Source organism: Mycobacterium kansasii ATCC 12478, from assembly GCF_000157895.3.
Lineage (GTDB): Bacteria > Actinomycetota > Actinomycetes > Mycobacteriales > Mycobacteriaceae > Mycobacterium > Mycobacterium kansasii.
The window spans coordinates 2,012,099-2,033,227 of the sequence record NC_022663.1 but is presented as its reverse complement, the minus strand read 5'-3'; the positions used below and the strand labels follow the sequence as shown (position 1 = coordinate 2,033,227).

Genomic DNA, 21,129 nt, shown 5'->3' with positions numbered 1-21,129 from the left:
CGAGTCGTCGGTGGGCGGCGGTAAGTTTGGACCGACATGAGTGTGCACGCGACCGATGCGAAGTCCGAAACAGATCAGCTGCTCGACGGCCTCAACCCGCAACAGCGCCAGGCGGTGCTGCATGAGGGCGCGCCGCTGCTGATCGTCGCGGGCGCGGGTTCGGGTAAGACGGCGGTGTTGACCCGGCGGATCGCTTACCTGATCGCCGCCCGCGGTGTCGCGGTCGGTCAGATTTTGGCGATCACCTTCACCAATAAGGCCGCCGCCGAGATGCGGGAACGTGTGGTGCGCCTGGTCGGCGCCCGGGCCCGGTACATGTGGGTGTCCACGTTTCATTCGACGTGTGTGCGCATCCTGCGCAACCAGGCGTCGCTGATCGAAGGTCTTAATTCCAACTTCTCCATCTACGACGCCGACGACTCGCGGCGGCTGCTGCAGATGATCGGCCGGGACATGGGCCTGGACATCAAGCGGTATTCGCCGCGGCTGCTGGCGAACGCGATCTCGAACCTGAAGAACGAGCTGATCGACCCCCATCGGGCGCTGGCCCACCTGACGGACGACTCAGATGACTTGGCACGTACCGTCGCATCCGTCTACGCCGAGTACCAGCGGCGGCTACGGGCGGCCAATGCGCTGGATTTCGACGACCTCATCGGCGAGACCGTCGCGGTGTTGCAGACCTTCCCGGACATCGCCCAGTACTACCGGCGGCGGTTCCGGCATGTCCTGGTAGACGAATACCAGGACACCAACCACGCGCAGTACGTGCTGGTGCGTGAGCTCGTCGGGCGCGACACCGAAGATGACGTACCCCCAGCGGAGTTGTGCGTCGTCGGCGACGCCGACCAGTCGATCTACGCGTTCCGTGGCGCCACCATTCGCAACATCGAAGACTTCGAGCGCGACTACCCCGACGCGACAACCATTCTGCTGGAACAGAATTACCGCTCCACACAGAACATCCTGTCGGCGGCCAACTCCGTGATCGCCCGCAACGCCGGGCGCCGGGAGAAGCGACTGTGGACCGACGCCGGCGAAGGGGAGTTGATCGTCGGCTACGTCGCCGACAACGAGCACGACGAGGCCCGGTTCGTCGCCGAAGAGATCGACGCGCTGGCCGAGCGTGGCGAGATCACCTACAACGACGTCGCCGTCTTCTACCGCACCAACAACTCGTCGCGGTCCTTGGAAGAGGTGTTCATTCGCGCCGGAATTCCATACAAAGTCGTTGGGGGCGTGCGCTTTTACGAGCGCAAGGAGATCCGCGACATCGTCGCCTACCTGCGTGTGCTGGACAATCCCGGTGACGCGGTCAGCATGCGGCGCATTCTCAACACGCCACGGCGCGGCATCGGCGATCGCGCCGAGGCGTGCGTGGCCGTCTACGCCGAGAACACCGGCTCCAGCTTCGCAGACGCGCTACAAGCCGCGGCCGAGGGCAAGGTGCCGATGCTCAACACCCGCGCGGAGAAGGCGATCGCGGGCTTTGTGGAGATCCTCGACGGCCTGCGGGGCCGCCTCGATGACGACCTCGGTGAGCTGGTCGAGGCGGTGCTGGAACGTACCGGATACCGTCGGGAGCTGGAATCGTCCACCGACCCCCAGGAGCTGGCGCGGCTGGACAACCTCAACGAACTCGTCAGCGTCGCACACGAATTCAGCGCCGACCAGGCGAATACCGCTGCGCTGGAACCGGACAACGAAGACGTGCCGGACACCGGCGTGTTGGCGGCGTTTCTGGAACGAGTGTCGCTGATCGCCGACTCTGACGAGATCCCCGAGCACGGTGCCGGTGTCGTCACGCTGATGACGTTGCATACCGCCAAGGGGCTGGAGTTCCCGGTGGTATTCGTGACCGGCTGGGAGGACGGGATGTTCCCGCACATGCGGGCGCTGGACGACCCGACCGAACTGTCCGAGGAGCGGCGGCTGGCCTACGTCGGCATCACGCGGGCCCGGCAACGGCTTTATGTCAGCCGGGCCATGGTGCGGTCTTCTTGGGGACAGCCGATGCTGAATCCGGAATCGCGCTTCCTGCGCGAGATTCCGCAGGAGCTCATCGACTGGCGCCGCACCGCGCCGAAGCCGTCGTTCAGTGCGCCGGTGAGCGGAGCCGGCCGGTTCGGCGCCCCGCGGTCGGCGCCCACCCGTTCTGCTGGGGCGAGCAAGCGCCCGCTGCTGGTGCTACAGCCCGGCGATCGAGTCACCCACGACAAGTACGGCTTGGGCCGGGTCGAGGAAGTCTCCGGCGTAGGGGAGTCCGCGATGTCGCTGATCGACTTCGGCAGTTCGGGGCGGGTCAAGCTGATGCACAACCATGCCCCGGTCACCAAGCTGTAGCGCTCTTGCACCGACCGTGAACTCGCCGCGAAATGCGTGAAAACCTCATAGTGGCAACATGTTCGGCGAAGCCGCTACTCCACGAGCCAGCGTTTGGTCGCCGGATGCAGGGCCAACACCGCGCTGGCGATCGGCAGCAACGGCAGGGTGTGCACGATCCACCCGACGCGCGCACCCGCGATGAACACGCCACCGTAGGTCAACACCGCGACCACCGCACCCGCCGCGATCAGATAGCGCCCCAGAGACCGGCGAAGCAGCAACATGATCACGCCGGTGACGGTGGCCGCGGCGAAGACCAGGGCCAGAAAGCCCACCGCGATGCAGAACAGTCGATCGGTCCGCCACCATCCGGCAATCAGGTCGGTGGCCACCACCGTGGTGGCCCATCCGCTCACGATGCTGACCGCCGCAGCCGCGACGGCCGTCCAGGGGCTCGGCTCGTGGCCGATCGCGGCCGGTAGGGGCGGAAAGTGGTCCACCCGGCCGGTCGCGTCCGACGCTGCTGGGTGGCGCGAGATCTGGGTGGCCGCAGAATCGGATATCGCGGGCAGTGGTCCGGTCGGCGCCCGGCGGATGATCCGGGTGCGCGGTTCCTCGAGAGATCCAGTGGGCTCGGACGGGTTCTCAGGCGCGGGGGGACGGCTGGCTGCGGTCACCGGTCAGCCGGCGTAGTTGCCTACAAAGATTCCGCGCTTGGCCAGCCACGGCACGGGGTCGATTCGCTCGGTGCCGCCCAGGAGCACTTCGAAATGGAGGTGCGGGCCGGTGGAAAAGCCCCGGTTGCCCATGGTGGCGATCTGGTCGCCCGCCATCACGCGCTGACCGACGCTGACCAGCGTGGTGTTGACGTGCCCGTAGAGGGTCACGGTGCCGTCGGCGTGGCGCAACTTGACCCACATGCCGTAGCCGGCGGTAGGGCCGGCGTCGATCACGACACCGTCCGACACCGCGTAGATCGGCGTCCCGATGGAGTTGGCCAGATCGATACCAGCGTGCAGCACACCCCAGCGATACCCGAAATTCGACGTGAATATGCCTTTGGCCGGCAAGACATACAGCGGCTGCTGCAGTCGTGCCTCACGCTGGGCGCGTTCTTGCGCAAACGCCACACCATGGGCCAGTTCCGCGTTGTGCACTGCCGCACTTGCCGCCGGCTGCGCGGCAATGACCTGAACCCCCCGGGGGGTGCCACCCGACCCTCCGGTGAGGGCCGACGCATTAGCGCTCAACACGGTGTCGGCCGTGGTGGTGTCGGTTTGATGAGTTGCCGTATGCGCAGCGGCCGCGGCGGCACCTGCGGCCATCGCCGAGATCAGCAGGCGTCCCTTGGCAGCGCTGGTCGGCTGCTTGCGGTGCTGCCCGCCTCGCCGGGGCACCGGGGTGACAGTCGCGGCGTGCGGGCGCGGGGCAGGTGCTTGGCCGCCGGACTCGATGCTCAGAGCGGCCAGCACCTCGGTCGGGCCGGCCAGCCACGCGGGGGTGAGGTCGTCGGTCTCATGCAGGTCGTCGAGTTCGGGGGCCTGCAACAACTGCACGTCAGTTCCGAACTCGGGATCGCCAAAGTCCAGCTCGTCGAGGTCGGCGAGTTCCAGCTCGTCGAACCCGTCGAATCCGTCCAGCGGGATGATTTCGGTGATTTCGTTACGGTGGTGATGGTGAAGCCGACGATCGCGGGATGCATAAAGCCCGCCTGCAGCGGCAGGACGGGCGAATCGGTGCTGGGACAACGCTGAAATGTCCTCGTATCGTGACCATAACGTTATCTGGACCCTGAGACGGTATCCGCTCATCAATGGGGCTTGCAACCTCAGGACAATAACCCACCCGCAAATGTGATCTGTATCACGTTTGGAAGCCGGCGGTATTTGGTGACGTCCGCCACACCGATGGGATGCGATCACGGCGGTCGTTTGGCGCCTCGCTACAGTTCCAACCGTGCGGTTTGCCGAATCTGGCTTTGCCGCCTATAGGCCTGCCTACAGGCCCAGCAGATAGCCCAGCGACGACAGTGAGCACATGGACCTTTTCGAGTATCAAGCCAAGGAACTGTTCGCCAAGCACAACGTGCCCAGCACGCCCGGCCGAGTGACCGACAGCGCCGAGGGCGCCAAGGCGATCGCCACCGAGATCGGTCGTCCGGTGATGGTCAAGGCGCAGGTCAAAATCGGCGGGCGGGGCAAGGCGGGCGGCGTCAAATACGCCGCCACTCCAGACGACGCCTACCAACACGCCCAGAACATCCTCGGCCTGGACATCAAGGGCCACATCGTCAAGAAGCTGCTGGTCGCCGAGGCCAGCGATATCGCCGAGGAGTACTACATCTCCTTCCTGCTGGACCGCGCCAACCGCACCTACCTGGCCATGTGCTCGGTCGAGGGCGGCATGGACATCGAAGAAGTGGCCGCCACCAAGCCCGACCGCCTGGCCAAAGTCCCGGTGGACGCCGTCACGGGCGTCGACTCGGCGTTTGCGCGTTCCATTGCCGAGCAGGGTCACCTGCCGGCCGAGGTTCTCGACGCCGCCGCGGTCACCATTTCCAAGCTCTGGGAGCTGTTCGTCGCCGAGGACGCGACCCTGGTGGAGGTCAACCCGTTGGTCCGTACACCCGATGGCCAGATCCTGGCGCTGGACGCCAAGATCACCCTCGACGCCAACGCCGATTTCCGTCATCCCGATCACGGCGAGTTCGAGGACCGCGCCGCCACCGATCCCCTGGAGCTCAAGGCCAAGGAGCACGACCTCAACTACGTCAAGCTCGACGGGCAGGTCGGCATCATCGGCAATGGCGCCGGCCTCGTGATGTCGACCCTCGACGTCGTCGCCTATGCCGGTGAGAAGCACGGCGGCGTCAAGCCGGCCAACTTCCTCGACATCGGCGGCGGTGCGTCGGCCGAGGTCATGGCAGCCGGATTGGACGTGGTGTTGGGCGACGAGGACGTCAAGAGCGTGTTCGTCAATGTGTTCGGCGGCATCACCTCCTGCGACGCCGTGGCTACCGGGATCGTCAAGGCGCTGGAAATCCTGGGCGGTGAGGCCAACAAGCCGCTGGTGGTGCGTTTGGACGGCAACAACGTCGACGAAGGCCGGCGCATTCTTGCCGAGGCCAACCACCCCCTGGTAACGCTGGTGCCGACGATGGACGAGGCCGCCGACAAAGCCGCCGAGCTGGCGAGCGCCTGAAAGGACCACACGACAATGGCGATCTTCCTGACCAAAGAGAACAAGGTCATCGTCCAGGGCATCACCGGCTCTGAGGCCACCGTCCACACCGCCCGGATGCTCAAGGCGGGCACCCACATCGTCGGCGGCGTGAACGCCCGCAAGGCCGGCACCACCGTCACGCATGAGGACAAGGGTGGCCGGCTGGTCAAGCTGCCGGTGTTCGGCAGTGTCACGGAGGCGATGGAGAAGACCGGCGCCGACGTCTCGATCATCTTTGTGCCGCCCAAGTTCGCCAAGGACGCGATCATCGAGGCGATCGATGCCGAGATCCCGCTGCTGGTGGTCATCACCGAGGGCATACCGGTGCAGGACACCGCCTACGCCTGGGCCTACAACATGCAGAAGGGCGGCAAGACCCGCATCATCGGCCCCAACTGTCCCGGCATCATCACGCCCGGCCAGGCCCTGGTGGGTATCACCCCGGCCAATATCACCGGACCCGGCCCGATAGGCCTGGTGTCCAAGTCCGGCACGCTGACCTACCAGATGATGTTCGAGTTGCGGGACCTCGGTTTCTCCACTGCCATCGGGATCGGCGGTGACCCGGTGATCGGCACCACGCATATCGACGCGATCGAGGCCTTCGAAAAGGATCCCGACACCAAGCTGATCGTGATGATCGGCGAGATCGGCGGTGACGCCGAAGAACGCGCGGCCGACTTCATCAAGGCCAATGTGTCCAAGCCGGTCGTGGGTTACGTCGCCGGCTTCACCGCGCCGGAAGGCAAAACCATGGGCCATGCGGGCGCGATCGTGTCCGGCTCGTCGGGCACCGCGGCCGCCAAGAAAGAGGCACTCGAGGCGGCCGGCGTCAAGGTCGGCAAGACGCCGTCGGAAACCGCGGCCCTAGCCCGGGAAATCCTGAAGACTCTTTAGCGCGCTGAGCAGGCGCAAAACCCCCGACAGGCCGAGCGTGCGGGGGCTTTTGCGGCTGCTCGCGCCCAGGCCGTTACGGTGTGCCGGGCTTGCCGGGCACACCGAGCAGTTGCCCGCCGTCGCCGCCTTGGCCGCCGGTGCCCGGGGGTGCCCCAGGCCCGCCGTTGCCACCGTTTCCGCCGAAACCTATGAGCAACGCGGCGCGTCCACCGGTGGCGCCGGCCCCGCCGGGAGTGCCGCTGGCGGCTCCTCCTGCGCCGCCAGCGCCTCCGTCGCCGAATAGCAAGCCAGCGTCGCCGCCGGCACCACCGGCACCTGCGCCGATACCTCCGCCGTTCCCGCCGCCGCCACCGGCGCCACCCGAGCCCGACAGCGTGCCGCCGCCACCGCCGGCCCCGCCGGCACCACCGAGGGGACCGAAGCCACCGACGCCGCCGGTGCCCCCGGTGCCATTGAAGAATCCACCGTGGCCGCCGATCCCCCCGGTACCGCCGGAAGTGCCAGCCACTAACCCGTCCCCGCCGGCACCGCCGCCCCCGCCGGAGCCGAGCAGGGTTCCGCCGGCGCCACCGAGGCCGCCCAAGCCACCGGTGGTGCCGGGGATGATGGTGGCGCCACCGCGGCCGCCGTCGCCGCCGATGCCGATCAATCCGCCGGCGCCGCCGGCGCCGCCCGCCCCGCCGTCGCCGCCGAGTGTCGCTGCCGCGCCGGCGCCACCAACACCGCCGGTACCGAAAAAGAGCCCGGCGGACCCGCCGGCGCCGCCTGCACCGCCAAAGACGCCTCCGTTCCCGCCGGCTCCGCCGTTACCGAACAGTCCACCGGCTCCACCGTTGCCACCGGGGGCCGCGGGCCTGCCCGTGCCGCCGGCTCCGCCGCTGCCGAACATCCCGCCGGCCCCGCCGTTCCCGCCGGCGGGATGGGCGGCGGTGCCCGACCCGCCGGCTCCGCCGTTGCCGATCAGCAGTCCGCCGGGCTGGCCGTCTGCCCCTGGCTCTCCGTTGGCCCCGTTACCAATCAGCGCGCGACCCAGCAGCAGCGTGGTGGGCGCATTGATGACGTCGAGAAACTGCTGCTCCAGCAGCTGCAACGGCGAGGCATTAGCGGCCTCGGCGAGGGCGTAATGCCCCGCGCTCGCGTCCAAGAGCTGGACAAATTGGCGATGAAATTCCGCAGCCTGAGCGCTCAGCGTCTGATACCCCGTGGCATGCTCCGCGAACACGGCGGCGATCGCAGCCGACACCTCGTCGGCGCCCGCCGCCAGCACACCGGCCGTCGGGGCCGCGGCGGCTGTATTGGCCGCAACGACTGCCGAAGCGATATCTGCCAGATCCGAGGCAGCCACCGCCAGAAATTCCGGTACCGCGACGACAAACGACATATGCCACCTCCCGAGAAGGTGTGGGCACCGATCGATGACTTTCGGAGGTCCGATCGATACGTCGGCAGGCCATCATGGTAGAGCCGTCGGGGCTACTGATCGGTGGCTTTCATGACATTTACCGGCCAGGCCCGCCAACCCGCCGGCTCGGCGACAGCGGGAGTCGAGGGACGCCTGCGCTTGTGCCAGCCGCATTCCCGGCAATTCAACAACGCGCCGGCCGAATGGCGTTTGCCCAGCGTTACGTCTTAGCGCGAGCAGCCGCAACAGCCCCCGACACGCCGAGCGTGCGGGGGCTGTTGCGGCTGCTCGCGGTCAAACCAAAGTGGCCAGCCTGCCGGCCAGCCGCTCCACATACGCGGCGACTTCGCTTGCGGAGCGGTCCGGCAGGCCGAACAGCACCTCGGTCACTCCCAATTCGGCCCAGTGCGCCAGCTTCTCGGGCACCGGCTTGAAGTCCAGGGCTACGATCTGGGGCGCCCCGTCGCGGCCGGCGGCCGCCCAGTTGTCCTGCAGCAACCTCACCGGCTCGTCGATGTCGACGTCACGCGGCGTGGTGATCCAGCCGTCGGCGCTACGTGCAATCCACCTGAAGTTCTTCTCGGTACCGGCGGCGCCCACCAGGATCGGAATGTGTGGCTGCACGGGCTTGGGCCACGCCCAGCTGGGTCCGAACTTGACGAATTCGCCGTCGTAGGCGGCTTCCTCTTGGGTCCACAACGCCCGCATCGCTTCGAGGTATTCGCGCAACATGGTGCGCCGGCGCGCCGGCGGCACGCCATGGTCGGCGAGTTCGTCGGTGTTCCAGCCGAATCCGACGCCGACGCTGACCCGCCCCCCGGATAGGTGGTCCAGCGTGGCAATGCTTTTGGCCAGCGTGATCGGGTCATGCTCGACCGGCAACGCAACCGCTGTTGACAGTCGGACCCGGGAGGTGACCGCTGAAGCCGCGCCCAAACTCACCCACGGGTCCAGCGTGCGCATATAGCGGTCGTCCGGCAGCGACGCGTCACCCGTCGTGGGATGGGCGGCCTCCCGTTTGACCGGGATGTGCGTGTGTTCGGGCACGTAGAAAGTGCGAAAGCCATGGTCGTCGGCCAGTTTCGCGGCTGCCGCGGGAGAAATGCCACGGTCGCTGGTGAAAAGGACAAGCCCGTAATCCATGAACAGAATTAGAACGTGTTCTACCTCAGCCGGGCAAGCGGCTCATCCGCCGATCGTCGGCAGTGGTGACGGGGCCGGTATCACGGGGGCAAGGTCGCCACGGCGCGAGTACCAGGCCGTGCGCTAGCGTGGGTCATCGAATCGTGTCGCAGGGAGCAATCGTCGCATTGCAGCAGGCGTAGCGACGGCACTGGAGGTAACAGGAGGAGCCATGACCTACTCACCAGGTAGTCCCGGATATCCGCCCGCGCAATCGGCCGGCTCCTACGGAGCCGCCACACCGTCTTTCGCCAAGGCCGACGACGGTGTCAGCAAGCTTCCGATGTACCTGAGCATGGCGGTTGCCGCGCTCGGGCTGCTGGCGTATCTGGCCAGCTTCGGGCCGATGTTCACGGTGAGCTCAGAACTGGGCGGGGCCGGCAGCGAGGTTTCCGGCGACACCGGGTTGGCTGTCGGCCTGGCTCTGCTGGCCGCACTGCTTGCCGGGGTGAGTCTGGTGCCGAAGGCCAAGAGCTACGTCGCCATCGTCTCGGTGGTCTCGGCGTTGGGCGTGTTGCTGATGATCTCGGCTACCTTCAACAAGCCCAGCGCTTATTCGACCGGCTGGGCGCTGTGGGTTGTGTTGGTGTTCATCGTGTTTCAGTCGGTTGCCGCGGTCGGTGCGCTGCTGTTGGACGCGGGTGTCATCTCGGCGCCGGCGCCGCGGCCCAAGTTCGATGCCTACGCGCAGTATGGCCAGTACGGCCAATACGGACAGTACGGCGGTCAGCCCGGCGGATATTACGGTCAACCGAGTGCGCAGCAGCAGGCCGCGCCCAGCCCTGCGCAGCCGTCCGGATACGGATCGCAATACGGTGGTTATTCGTCCAGCGGCGGCTCCAACCCGTCGACCGGCGGATTCGGCGCCCAGCAACCCGGCCAGTCGGCGCCCCAGCCGATGCACCAGGGTCCGTCCACCCCACCCACCGGCTTCCCAAGCTTCGGCCCGCCGCCGCCGGTCAGTGCCGGAACGGGATCCCAGGCCGGGTCGGCTCCGGTCAACTACTCAAACCCCGCCGGGGGACCGCAGTCTTATGGGCAGGGGTCCGGCCAGCAGTCGTCGTCACCCGGTTCGGCGCCGGTCTAATCGGGCGCTCTCGCGCTGAGTAGGCACGTGCGCGAAGAGTGAACAGGGTGTCGGCAAACAACGAGGACAACCGAGCAGCGGGTGCTCGCCAGGCACGCGACCTCGTCAAGGTTGCGTTCGCGCCTGCGGTGGTGGCGCTCGTCATCATCGCCGCGGTTACGCTGCTGCAGTTACTGATCGCCAACAGCGACATGACCGGGGCGTTGGGCGCGATCGCCAGCATGTGGCTGGGCGTACACCAGGTGCCGATCTCGATCGGCGGTCGCGAACTCGGCGTAATGCCGCTGCTGCCGGTACTTCTGATGGTGTGGGGCACCGCGCGTACGACGGCCTTGGCCACCTCGCCCTACTCCTCTTGGCTCGTTGTGCGATGGGTTGTCGCGTCGGCGCTGGGCGGGCCGCTGCTGATCGCGGCGATCGCCCTGGCAGTCATCCACGACGCGTCGTCGGTGATCACCGAACTCCAGACGCCCAGCGCGCTGCGGGCGTTCACCGGCGTGCTGGTAGTGCATGCCATCGGCGCGGCGATCGGGGTGTGGTCCCGGGTGGGCAGGCGGGCTCTGGCGGCTTCGCCGCTTCCGAATTGGCTGGGCGATTCGGTGCGCGCCGCCGCCGGCGGGGTCTTGGCATTGCTGGGACTGTCCGGCTTGGTGACGGCAGGGTCGCTGGTTGTCCACTGGGCGACGATGCAAGAGCTCTACGGGATCACCGACTCCATCTGGGGGCAGTTCAATCTGACGGTGCTGTCGGTGCTGTATGCACCCAACGTCTTCGTCGGCGCCGCGGCGGTCGCGGTTGGGTCCAGTGCCCATATCGGCTTTGCGACGTTCAGCTCGTTCACCGTTTTCGGCGGCGACATTCCGGCCGTACCGATCCTGGCCGCGGTACCCACACCGCCGCTCGGGCCGGCGTGGGTCGCTTTGCTGATCATCGGAGCAGCATCTGGGGTCGCGCTGGGGCAACAGTGCGCCCGCCGGCCGCTGCCGTTGCTTCCGGCAATGGCCAAGGTGCTGGTGGCAGCGCTTATCGGGGCGTTGGCGATGGCACTGCTCGGTTATGCCGGCGGCGGCAGGCTGGGCAATTTCGGCGCTGTCGGCGTCGACGAGGGGGCCTTGCTGATCGGTGTTTTCTTCTGGTTCACCGTGGTTGGCAGTCTCACCGTGGCGATGGCCGGCGGGATCACCAGGCGTCCGCGCTCGCCCAAACCGCGGCCCGCCCCGCCAGCTGACGAGGCTGAGACGCCTGCGGTCGCGTTCGACGAGGGCGATCAGCCCCACGATGTCGTCGATGAGCCGTCGCAGCCCGAGGACGTCGACGTTTCTGGCGACGACGGCGTGTCCTTAACAGGTGAAGCCGAATCGGACTCAGCCCCCCAGCGCGAGGATTAGGCCGTGTGTATTGTGCGCCGCCTGCTGCGGCGGCGCGGTGTTCCCGCACGAGCCTGAACTGACCCTGTACTGACAATGTCGAGTCTGCGTACAGCGCGCGACACGCCGGGTGGCGCTAGCTGTGGATGCAGGCTCGACGCGCCTACGCGGCCCGTTCGGATATGGCGGGTCGCGTAGGCGCGCACTAGGCCCGATTGTCTGGCTCCTCCTCCGGCCGCTGGCGCGCCCGGCTCGGATATGGCGGGTCGCCCGACTAGGCCCGATTGTCTGGCTCCTCCTCCGGCCGCTGGCGCGCCCGGCTCGGATATGGCGGGTCGCCCGACTAGGCCCGATTGTCTGGCTCCTCCTCCGGCCGCTGGCGCGCCCGGCATCGTCGCCCGACTAGGCTCGCCGTGTGCAGGAACCGCTCCGGGTACCCCCGAGTGCACCGACGCGAGTGGTAGTGCTGGCATCGGGCACCGGATCGCTGCTGAACGCGCTGCTCCAAGCCGCCGTGGGCGACTATCCGGCGCGGGTCGTGGCCGTCGGTGTGGACCGCGATTGCCGGGCCACCGAGATCGCCGCGCAGGCATCGGTGCCGGCGTTCACGGTCCGGGTCGCCGACTACCCCGGTCGCGATGCCTGGGACGCGGCCATGACCGACGCCACCGCCGCCCATTCACCCGATCTGGTGGTATCGGCCGGATTTATGAGAATCCTTGGGCCGCAATTCCTTTCACGCTTCAGCGGACGTATCCTCAACACCCATCCCGCCCTGCTGCCGGCATTCCCGGGTGCCCACGGCGTGGCCGACGCGTTGTCCTACGGTGTGAAGGTCACCGGCTGTACGGTGCATCTGGTGGATGCCGGCGTGGACACCGGGCCGATACTGGCGCAGCAGGCCGTTCCGGTGCTCGACGGTGACGACGAAGAGACATTGCACGAGCGCATCAAGGTCATCGAACGGCGACTCCTCGTCGACGTGGTGGCCGAGATTGCCACCGGCGGCCTGACCTGCATCGGACGAAAGGTGACCCTGGGATGAGCAGAGTATGACCGGCGACAGCGTAAGGAAGCCGATCCGCCGCGCGTTGATCAGCGTGTACGACAAGACGGGGCTGGTCGAGCTGGCCCAGGGCCTGATGGCGGCCGGCGTCGAGATCGTCTCGACCGGATCGACGGCGAAGACCATTGCCAGCAAAGGCATTCCGGTAACTCGCGTCGAGGAGCTCACCGGCTTTCCGGAGGTGCTCGACGGCCGGGTCAAGACCTTGCATCCCCGAGTGCACGCCGGGCTGCTGGCCGACCTGCGCAAGCCCGAGCACCAGGCCGCGCTGGACAAACTCGGCGTGGCGGCGTTCGAACTGCTGGTGGTCAACTTGTATCCGTTCAGCCAGACCGTCGAATCCGGCGCCGGTATCGACGAATGCGTCGAACAGATCGACATCGGCGGGCCGTCCATGGTTCGGGCGGCGGCCAAGAACTTTCCCAGCGTGGCCGTGGTCACCGACCCTCTCGGGTACGACGGGGTGCTTGCCGCGCTGCGCAGCGGCGGATTTAGCCTCGGCGAGCGTAAAAAGCTGGCGTCGCTGGCATTTCAGCACACCGCCGAATACGACATCGCCGTCGCGAGCTGGATGCAGTCGACGCTGGCGCCCGAGCAACCCGAAACGGCTTTCCCGCATTGGTTCGCCAGAAACTGGCGCCGTCAGGCGATCCTGCGCTATGGCGAGAACCCCCACCAGCAGGCCGCCCTCTACACCGACCCGGGCGCGTGGCCGGGGCTGGCACAAGCCGAGCAGCTGCACGGAAAAGAGATGTCCTACAACAACTTCACCGACGCGGATGCGGCCTGGCGGGCGGCTTTCGATCACGAACAGATCTGTGTGGCGATCATCAAACACGCCAACCCCTGCGGCATTGCCATCTCGTCGGTTTCCGTCGCCGACGCACATCGCAAGGCCCATGCCTGCGACCCGCTGAGCGCCTACGGCGGCGTGATCGCAGCCAACACCGAGGTCAGCGTCGAGATGGCGGAGTACGTCAGCACCATCTTCACCGAAGTGATCGTCGCGCCGGCCTATGCACCCGGTGCGCTTGACGTGCTGGCGCGCAAGAAGAACGTGCGGGTGCTGCTGGCGCCCGAACCGCAGAACGGCGGCACCGAATTACGCCCGATCAGTGGGGGACTGCTGATGCAGCAGCGCGACCAGCTCGATGCACCCGGCGACAACCCGGCCAACTGGACCTTAGCCACCGGCGAGCCGGCCACCCCGGCGACGTTGACCGATTTGGTATTCGCCTGGCGTGCCTGCCGTGCCGTCAAGTCGAACGCGATCGTCATCGTCGCCGACGGCGCCACCGTCGGTGTCGGCATGGGTCAGGTCAATCGGGTCGATGCCGCGCGGCTGGCCGTTGAACGAGGTAATGCGCGCGGCGGCGAGCGAGTGCGCGGCGCCGTCGCGGCATCGGATGCGTTCTTCCCGTTCCCCGACGGATTACAGACGCTAACCGCTGCGGGGGTCACGGCGATCGTGCATCCCGGCGGGTCGGTGCGCGACGACGAGGTCACCGCCGCGGCGGCCGAAGCCGGGGTCACCTTATATCTCACCGGAGCACGCCACTTCGCCCACTGAGGTCCGCCAAGTACCGGGAAAGTCACAGTTCAAATCCACTCTCGTCGCCAGAAGAAAGATGGCGTCGTAGCGTGGAGTGGTGACTTCACCGAGCAACCTGCCGCGCACCGTCGGCGAGCTACGTGCCTCCGGTCATCGTGAGCGGGGGGTCAAGCAAGAAATCCGGGAAAATCTGCTGACCGCACTGGCCGAGGGCGAGAATGTCTGGCCCGGCATTCTGGGCTTCGAGGACACGGTGTTGCCGCAAGTGGAGCGGGCCCTGATCGCAGGCCATGACTTCGTCCTGCTCGGCGAACGCGGCCAGGGCAAGACCCGGCTGCTGCGTGCGTTGACCGGACTGCTCGACGAGTGGACGCCGGTGATCGCCGGAGCCGAATTGGGGGAACACCCGTACCGGCCGATCACGCCGGAATCGATCCGGCGGGCCGCGCAACTGCGTGACGACCTGCCGGTGGCGTGGAAGCATCGCAGCGAGCGCTACACGGAGAAGCTGGCCACCCCCGACACCAGCGTGGCCGACCTGGTCGGTGACATCGACCCGATCAAAGTCGCCGAGGGTCGCAGTCTCGGCGACCCCGAGACCATCGCCTACGGCCTGATCCCGCGGGCACATCGCGGCATCGTCGCGGTCAACGAATTGCCCGACCTGGCCGAGCGCATCCAGGTGTCGATGCTCAACGTCATGGAGGAGCGCGACATCCAGGTCCGCGGCTACACGCTGCGGCTGCCGTTGGACGTCCTGGTCGTCGCCAGCGCCAACCCCGAGGACTACACCAACCGCGGCCGGATCATCACGCCCCTCAAGGACCGGTTCGGCGCCGAAATCCGTACCCATTACCCGCTGGAGCTGGACGCGGAAGTGCGTGTGATCGTGCAGGAGGCGCACCTGAGCGCGCAGGTGCCCGACTATCTGATGCAGGTGATCGCGCGGTTCGCCCGGTACCTTCGGGAGTCGCACTCGATCGACCAACGGTCCGGGGTGTCGGCCCGGTTCGCTATCGCAGCGGCGGAGACGGTCGCGGCCGCGGCCCGGCATCGGGGCGCGGTGCTGGGCGAGACGGATCCGGTGGCGCGGGTGGTCGATCTGGGCACGGTGATCGACGTGTTGCGGGGCAAGCTGGAGTTCGAGTCCGGTGAGGAGGGCCGCGAACAGGCCGTGCTCGAGCATCTGTTGCGCCGCTCGACCGCCGACACCGCGTCTCGAGTGCTCGGCGGCATGGACGTCGGCCAACTGGTGACCGCCGTCGAGCGGGGTTCGGCCGTGACGACAGGCGAGCGGGTGTCGGCCAAGGACGTGCTGGCCGCGGTTCCGGGGCTGCCGGTCGTCGACAGGATCGCCAGAAAGCTGGGTGCGGAATCCGAGGGTGAGCGCGCCGCCGCGCTGGAACTCGCGTTGGAGGCGTTGTACCTTGCCAAGCGCATCGACAAGGTGTCCGGGGAAGGCCAAACCGTCTATGGCTAAGCCTTTTGGGGCGCACTCTTCGCGCTACTCGGCATACACCGGCGGACCCGACCCGCTGGCGCCGCCGGTCGACTTGCGCGAGGCGCTGGAGCAGATCGGGCAAGACGTGATGGCCGGCACCTCGCCGCGCCGCGCGCTGTCCGAGCTGTTGCGCCGCGGCACCAAGTCCATGCCCGGCGCCGACCGGTTGGCCGCCGAGGCGAATCGGCGCCGACGGGAGTTGTTGCGCCGCAATAACTTAGACGGTACCCTGCAGGAGATCAAGAGACTGCTCGACGAAGCGGTGCTGGCCGAACGCAAGCAACTGGCCCGCGCACTGGACGACGACGCCCGATTCTCGGAGCTGCAGCTGGATGCGTTACCGTCGTCACCGGCCAAAGCGGTTCAGGAGCTTTCCGGGTACAACTGGCGCAGTACCGAGGCCCGCGAAAAATACGACCAGATCAAGGATTTGCTCGGCCGTGAGCTGCTCGACCAACGCTTCGCCGGGATGAAGCAAGCACTGGAAGGCGCGACCGACGAGGACCGTCAGCGGGTCAACGAGATGCTCGATGATCTCAACGACCTGTTGGACAAGCACGCCCGCGGTGAGGACACTCCGCAGGATTTCCAAGACTTCATGGACAAGCACGGCGAGTTCTTTCCGGAGAACCCGCGCAACGTCGAGGAGTTGCTGGACTCGCTGGCCAAGCGCGCCGCCGCCGCACAGCGGTTCCGTAACAGCCTGAGCCAGCAGCAGCGAGACGAGCTGGATGCGTTGGCGCAGCAGGCATTCGGATCGCCCTCGCTGATGCAGGCGCTGAGCCGGCTCGATAGCCATCTGCAAGCCGCACGCCCCGGAGAGGACTGGACCGGATCCGAGCAGTTCTCCGGTGACAACCCGTTCGGTATGGGCGAGGGCACCCAGGCGCTGGCCGATATCGCTGAGCTGGAGCAGCTGGCCGAGCAATTGTCGCAGAGCTACCCGGGCGCCACCATGGATGACGTTGACCTGGACGCGCTGGCCCGCCAGCTCGGCGACCAGGCCGCCGTCGACGCCAGAACGCTCGCCGAATTGGAACGCGCACTGGTCAATCAGGGTTTCTTGGATCGTGGTTCCGACGGCCAGTGGCGGCTGTCGCCCAAGGCGATGCGCAGGCTGGGCGAGACCGCGTTACGTGACGTGGTGCAACAGCTTTCCGGACGTCGTGGCGAACGGGACCATCGGCGTGCAGGGGCCGCCGGAGAACTGACCGGTGCGACCCGGCCCTGGCAATTCGGTGACACCGAGCCGTGGAACATCTCCCGGACGCTGACCAATGCCGTACTGCGCCAGGCCGGGACGACGTCGATGCCCCGTTCGGGCATTCGGATCACCGTCGACGACGTTGAGGTGTCCGAGACCGAAACCCGTACCCAGGCCGCGGTTGCGCTGCTGGTCGACACCTCGTTTTCGATGGTGATGGAAAATCGCTGGCTGCCGATGAAGCGAACGGCACTGGCACTCAACCACCTGGTGTGCACGCGTTTCCGCTCAGATGCCCTGCAGATCATTGCGTTTGGCCGCTACGCCCGCACTGTGACGGCGGCCGAGCTGACGGGTTTGGAAGGTGTCTATGAGCAGGGCACCAACCTGCATCACGCACTGGCGCTGGCGGGGCGTCACCTGCGCAAGCACCCCAATGCACAGCCGGTCGTGTTGGTGGTGACCGACGGTGAGCCCACCGCCCATTTGGAGGATTTCAGCGGGGAGGGGACGGGTTCTGCTGTCTTCTTTGATTATCCGCCGCATCCGCGGACCATTGCCCACACGGTACGGGGTTTCGACGACATGGCCCGGTTGGGTGCGCAGATCACGATCTTCCGGCTGGGCAGTGACCCGGGTCTGGCCCGGTTCATCGACCAGGTCGCACGACGGGTGGAGGGCCGGGTCGTGGAACCCGACCTCGACGGGCTGGGGGCGGCGGTGGTCGGCGACTACCTCCGGTCGCGGCGACGCAGGTAGGTGGCAACACCGCGGCGCAATGATGCACTGGCGAATTCCATTGGCGTAATCAATTTTTGGCGTTGCGTGGATTGTGCTCCTGGTTGGCCGGGGCAAACGGCTATGCCGCACCAGCCACACTGGTCTCTGTGGGTGACTGTGTTGATTGTGCCCAACTGATAGCGACAAACCCTGCGCGACTTGGCTTCTCGCTGCGAGGCGGGCAAATCGTGTACCGACCTATCCCTGGGACTCCTGGCGGATATGGTTGGCGGACCAACCGAGTCGCCAACTCAGGGCTACGCATTACACGAAAGTGGGCGCAGGCATTTGGGATATCCGCATTCCGGGTGCCCGAGCATAAGTTGCCTTGGTCAACCGCGAGCTTCGGCTTGGGCAATGGCCCAGGCCGCATTGACCAGCCCGATGTGACTGAACGCCTGCGGGAAGTTGCCCAACAGCTCGCCGGTGCCGGGGTCGACCTCTTCGGAGAGAAGTCCTACGTCGTTGCGGTAACTGATAGCGTGCTCGAACACTTCGCGCGCCCGGTCGAGCTGGCCGGAGGCTGCCAGGGCTTGCGCCAACCAGAATGTGCACAGCAGAAACGTGCCCTCTTGTCCGGTCAGGCCGTCGGCATTGGCGTCGACGCTGGTGCGATACCGATAGACCAAGCCACGCGAGTCGACGAGCTGACCGGCGATGGCGTCGATGGTGGCCAACACTCGAGGGTCGTCGGCGGGCAAGAATCCGACCAGCGGAATCATCAGCGCTGAAGCGTCCAGGTCGTCGCTTTCGAATGCCTGGGTAAACGCGTTGGCCGCGTCGCTCCACCCGCGAGTAAGGATCTGATGCCGGACGTCATCGGCAGCTTTACGCCAGCCGTCGACCCTGTCCCCGGCGCCGAGTGCATCGACCATGGCGATGGCGCGGTCGAGCGCGACCCAGCACATCAGCTTGGAGTAGAGGAAGTGTTGCGGCTCGCCGCGGACTTCCCAGATACCCGAATCACGTTGCTGCCAAAGACGTGCGGCGGCATCGGCGGATCCGATGAGGAACTCGCGTCCCGCGGCGGCGCAGGGGCGGTCCGGGTGCAGCTGTTTGGCCAGGCGGTGTGCCGCACCCAGCAGTTCGCCGTACACGTCGATCTGGCTTTGCCCCCACGCGCCGTTGCCGACCCGAACCGGGCGGCTGTCGCGCCAACCGCGGAGATGACCGAGCTCACGTTCGGACAGATCATGTTCGCCACCTATGCCGAACATGATCTGGAGAGGTTCGTTGGCGCGTAGTTGTCCGGCGGAGCTGACCGCGAGGTAGTCGAAAAACTGCTCCGCCTCGTCTGGACATGCGGCTACCCAGAGGGCTTCCAGCGTGAGGCTGGCGTCCCGGACCCACGAATAGCGGTAATCCCAGTTACGTTCTCCACCAATCTCTTCCGGCAGGGACGTCGTCGGGGCGGCGACCACGGCCCACGTGGGTTGGTAAGTCAATGCCTGCAGAACTCGGCCGCTGTGATGCACCAGATCGCGCCATGGCCCGTCATAGCTCTGATGGACCTTCGACCACAACCGCCACGCGTCGATTGTCGCCGTGAGCGCTGCCTCGAGCTCGGCCGCTGACATGGATTCAGGACACGCTTCCGAGGTGGTGCGATGTTGCAACCCGAGGGACATCCGCTCACCCTCGTGCATCCGGAATCGGCCACTGGCGTCGGAATCGGTAATACCCAGCGGAATTGGGCAACACAGGAGCAGGACGTCGGCGCCACCGCGGACCAGGATGCAGCCGTCGTCCTTGGACACCAAGGGTGTGACCACCCCGTATTCCGGGCGTGCCGAGAATTCGACGGTCACCTCGACCTCGCCCGCGGTACACGTTAGCGACCGCACCAGCAGCCGAGGGGCGGTCGCGCCCAACTGGTGCGGGTCATCCACGTACCCGGTGGCGAGCGCATCGGATAGCACCAGCGTGCCGGTGCCGGTGGTGAACGTCGTCTCGAGCACCATGGTCTGGTCGACGTAACGGCGTTCGATCTCCGCGCCGGGATCGGTGGGGTGCACCGAGAAAAACCCGGCGTCAGCGTCGAGCAGTCTGGCGAACACCGATGGCGAGTCGAACCGGGGCAAGCAGAGCCAGTCGACTGAACCGCTGCGACTGACCAGCGCTGCAGTATGCCGGTCAGAGAGCAGGGCGTAGTCGGCGATTGGTGTGGTGCTCACCGGGTGCCTCCTAGGTACCGCGTCGTTCCCGCTTGCCTACCACACAGTTGGCCGTGTCGTGGCCATTCTCGCGGCGCGGCTTCCGGATTGCGGGTACACCGCCGTTGTGTCGTCGTGGCAGCCGCCGATTCGCGGTCCTTCCGCTACCGCCGGTTTCAGCGCATCGGCAGGCCGGCAACCGTTGTTCGTCAACGCAATTGTGAACCGCCGAACCGAGTGGCCGGTGTGACCTCGACTTCGCCCGACTGCGCCGACCTGGCGGCTGACAACTTGCCGTGTGTATCGCGCATGTATACCGAAGGGGAGGGTATCCCGTCTACAGCAATCGGCATGGCGGGTGCCCACCGATTGCCGAGCCGATTCACCTGTTGTACTGGACCGAGGAGATCGATATGACTGCGCACCGAAGCACAAATGCCTGGCCCAGCTTGCGGGTCGACGAGTGGACGCCAACCCGGGAAACGCTGCATATGTGGACTCAGATCGTCGGCAAGATCCGGCTCGCTCATGCCCCCATGGTCAACCATTGGTGGCAGGTGACGTTGTACGTTACCCCCCGCGGGTTGACGACGTCCGCAATCCCTTATGGGAACGAGATATTCGATATCGAATTCGACTTCATCGACCATCAGTTGGTGATCTGCAGCAGCACCGGTGCCAACCGTACCGTCCGACTGGAACCGAAATCGGTCGCCGACTTCTACGCCGAAACCATGACGACCTTAGCCGAATTGGGCTTCCCCACGAGCATCCAGTCACACCCCAACGAGGTCGACCCGGCTCCTCGGTTCGCCGAGGACGTCGAGCACGCCTCGTACGACCCGCACGCGGCGAACCTGTTCTGGCGCCAGCTGATTCAAGCCCACCGTGTGTTGAGCCGGTTCCGGTCCCGGTTCGCCGGAAAGGTGAGTCCGGTACATTTCTTCTGGGGTGCAATGGATATCGCATGTACCAGATTTTCCGGGCGTGGCGCACCCCGCCATCCTGGCGGCGCCCCCAACTTGGGCGACTGGGTTATGGCGGAAGGATATTCGCGGGAACTGAGCAGCTGCGGGTTCTGGCCAGGCGGTGGTGAGGAGGGCGCCTTCTATGCCTACGCCTACCCCGAACCCGACGGCTTCGCCGGTCACGTCGTCAATCCCGAGCAGGCGTACTACAGCAAGGACCACGGCGAGTACCTGCTGCCCTACGAGATCGTGCGACAGGCAGCCGACCCGGATCAGGTACTTCTGGGATTCTTGCAAGACACCTACGAAGCGGTGGCCACCAGAGCTGAGTGGGATCGCGCCCTGCTGGAAGAAGATCCGGATCGTTGGAAGGAGCGTGAAACTCGTTCCTGAGGAATGTCTTTGAACATCGGCGACATGACG

Annotated in this window: 15 protein-coding genes; 10 read left to right on the top strand and 5 right to left on the bottom strand. The window is 66.5% G+C overall.

What is annotated here, in order from left to right; translation table 11 throughout:
• The first annotated feature begins 36 nt into the window (after positions 1 to 36).
• Positions 37 to 2,343: a DNA helicase PcrA gene (gene pcrA / locus MKAN_RS08600; protein WP_023367282.1), complete on the top strand. Its 2,307-nt coding sequence runs from the start codon at positions 37 to 39 to the stop codon at positions 2,341 to 2,343.
• 74 nt (positions 2,344 to 2,417) lie between these two features.
• On the opposite strand, the gene MKAN_RS31290 is transcribed toward pcrA, so the two are convergent.
• Both MKAN_RS31290 and MKAN_RS08590 read right to left on the bottom strand, forming a co-directional pair.
• Positions 2,418 to 3,002: a hypothetical protein gene (locus tag MKAN_RS31290; protein ID WP_023367280.1), complete on the bottom strand. Its 585-nt coding sequence runs from the start codon at positions 3,000 to 3,002 to the stop codon at positions 2,418 to 2,420.
• 3 nt (positions 3,003 to 3,005) lie between these two features.
• Positions 3,006 to 3,983, bottom strand: a complete 978-nt coding sequence (locus tag MKAN_RS08590; protein WP_371686081.1) for a M23 family metallopeptidase — start codon at positions 3,981 to 3,983, stop codon at positions 3,006 to 3,008.
• Between the two features lie 379 nt (positions 3,984 to 4,362).
• On the opposite strand from MKAN_RS08590, the gene sucC reads away from it, so the two are divergent.
• Complete coding sequence (gene sucC, locus MKAN_RS08585) at positions 4,363 to 5,526, top strand: ADP-forming succinate--CoA ligase subunit beta (protein WP_023367276.1); 1,164 nt, start codon at positions 4,363 to 4,365, stop codon at positions 5,524 to 5,526.
• 15 nt (positions 5,527 to 5,541) lie between these two features.
• Positions 5,542 to 6,444, top strand: a complete 903-nt coding sequence (gene sucD, locus MKAN_RS08580) for a succinate--CoA ligase subunit alpha (RefSeq protein WP_023367274.1) — start codon at positions 5,542 to 5,544, stop codon at positions 6,442 to 6,444.
• Positions 6,445 to 6,517: 73 nt separating this feature from the next.
• Here the strand turns inward: sucD and MKAN_RS08575 are convergent, their stop codons facing one another.
• Both MKAN_RS08575 and MKAN_RS08570 read right to left on the bottom strand, forming a co-directional pair.
• Positions 6,518 to 7,825 carry a PE family protein gene (locus tag MKAN_RS08575; protein WP_023367272.1) on the bottom strand — a complete coding sequence of 436 codons (1,308 nt, stop codon included), beginning with the start codon at positions 7,823 to 7,825 and terminating at the stop codon, positions 6,518 to 6,520.
• A 315-nt stretch (positions 7,826 to 8,140) separates the two neighbouring features.
• Positions 8,141 to 8,989, bottom strand: a complete 849-nt coding sequence (locus MKAN_RS08570; protein ID WP_023367270.1) for an LLM class F420-dependent oxidoreductase — start codon at positions 8,987 to 8,989, stop codon at positions 8,141 to 8,143.
• Between the two features lie 211 nt (positions 8,990 to 9,200).
• Between MKAN_RS08570 and MKAN_RS08565 the strand changes: the two genes are divergently transcribed.
• The 6 genes from MKAN_RS08565 (at position 9,201) to MKAN_RS08540 (ending at position 17,564) form a co-directional block, all read left to right on the top strand.
• Positions 9,201 to 10,115 carry a DUF5336 domain-containing protein gene (locus MKAN_RS08565; protein WP_023367268.1) on the top strand — a complete coding sequence of 305 codons (915 nt, stop codon included), beginning with the start codon at positions 9,201 to 9,203 and terminating at the stop codon, positions 10,113 to 10,115.
• Positions 10,116 to 10,153: 38 nt separating this feature from the next.
• The gene (locus MKAN_RS08560; RefSeq protein WP_023367266.1) at positions 10,154 to 11,503 is read left to right on the top strand and encodes a cell division protein PerM; all 1,350 of its coding nucleotides are present in this window, start codon (positions 10,154 to 10,156) and stop codon (positions 11,501 to 11,503) included.
• Positions 11,504 to 11,897: 394 nt separating this feature from the next.
• Entirely contained in the window at positions 11,898 to 12,527 is a 630-nt protein-coding gene (gene purN / locus MKAN_RS08555) for a phosphoribosylglycinamide formyltransferase (RefSeq protein WP_036393577.1), read from the top strand.
• Positions 12,528 to 12,534: 7 nt separating this feature from the next.
• Entirely contained in the window at positions 12,535 to 14,118 is a 1,584-nt protein-coding gene (gene purH / locus MKAN_RS08550; RefSeq protein WP_023367262.1) for a bifunctional phosphoribosylaminoimidazolecarboxamide formyltransferase/IMP cyclohydrolase, read from the top strand.
• 76 nt (positions 14,119 to 14,194) lie between these two features.
• Positions 14,195 to 15,580: a sigma 54-interacting transcriptional regulator gene (locus MKAN_RS08545; protein WP_023367260.1), complete on the top strand. Its 1,386-nt coding sequence runs from the start codon at positions 14,195 to 14,197 to the stop codon at positions 15,578 to 15,580.
• On the top strand, positions 15,573 to 17,564 hold the full coding sequence (locus MKAN_RS08540; protein ID WP_023367257.1) for a VWA domain-containing protein: 1,992 nt from the start codon (positions 15,573 to 15,575) through the stop codon (positions 17,562 to 17,564). The genes MKAN_RS08545 and MKAN_RS08540 overlap by 8 nt, the downstream gene beginning before the upstream one ends.
• 353 nt (positions 17,565 to 17,917) lie before the next feature.
• Here the strand turns inward: MKAN_RS08540 and MKAN_RS08535 are convergent, their stop codons facing one another.
• Positions 17,918 to 19,759, bottom strand: coding sequence for a glycoside hydrolase family 15 protein (locus tag MKAN_RS08535; protein ID WP_023367255.1), 1,842 nt, complete (start codon positions 19,757 to 19,759; stop codon positions 17,918 to 17,920).
• A gap of 392 nt (positions 19,760 to 20,151) precedes the next feature.
• On the opposite strand from MKAN_RS08535, the gene MKAN_RS08530 reads away from it, so the two are divergent.
• Positions 20,152 to 21,099 (top strand): DUF5996 family protein, encoded by a 948-nt coding sequence (locus tag MKAN_RS08530; protein WP_036393862.1) that lies wholly within the window; start codon positions 20,152 to 20,154, stop codon positions 21,097 to 21,099.
• Positions 21,100 to 21,129 lie beyond the last annotated feature (30 nt).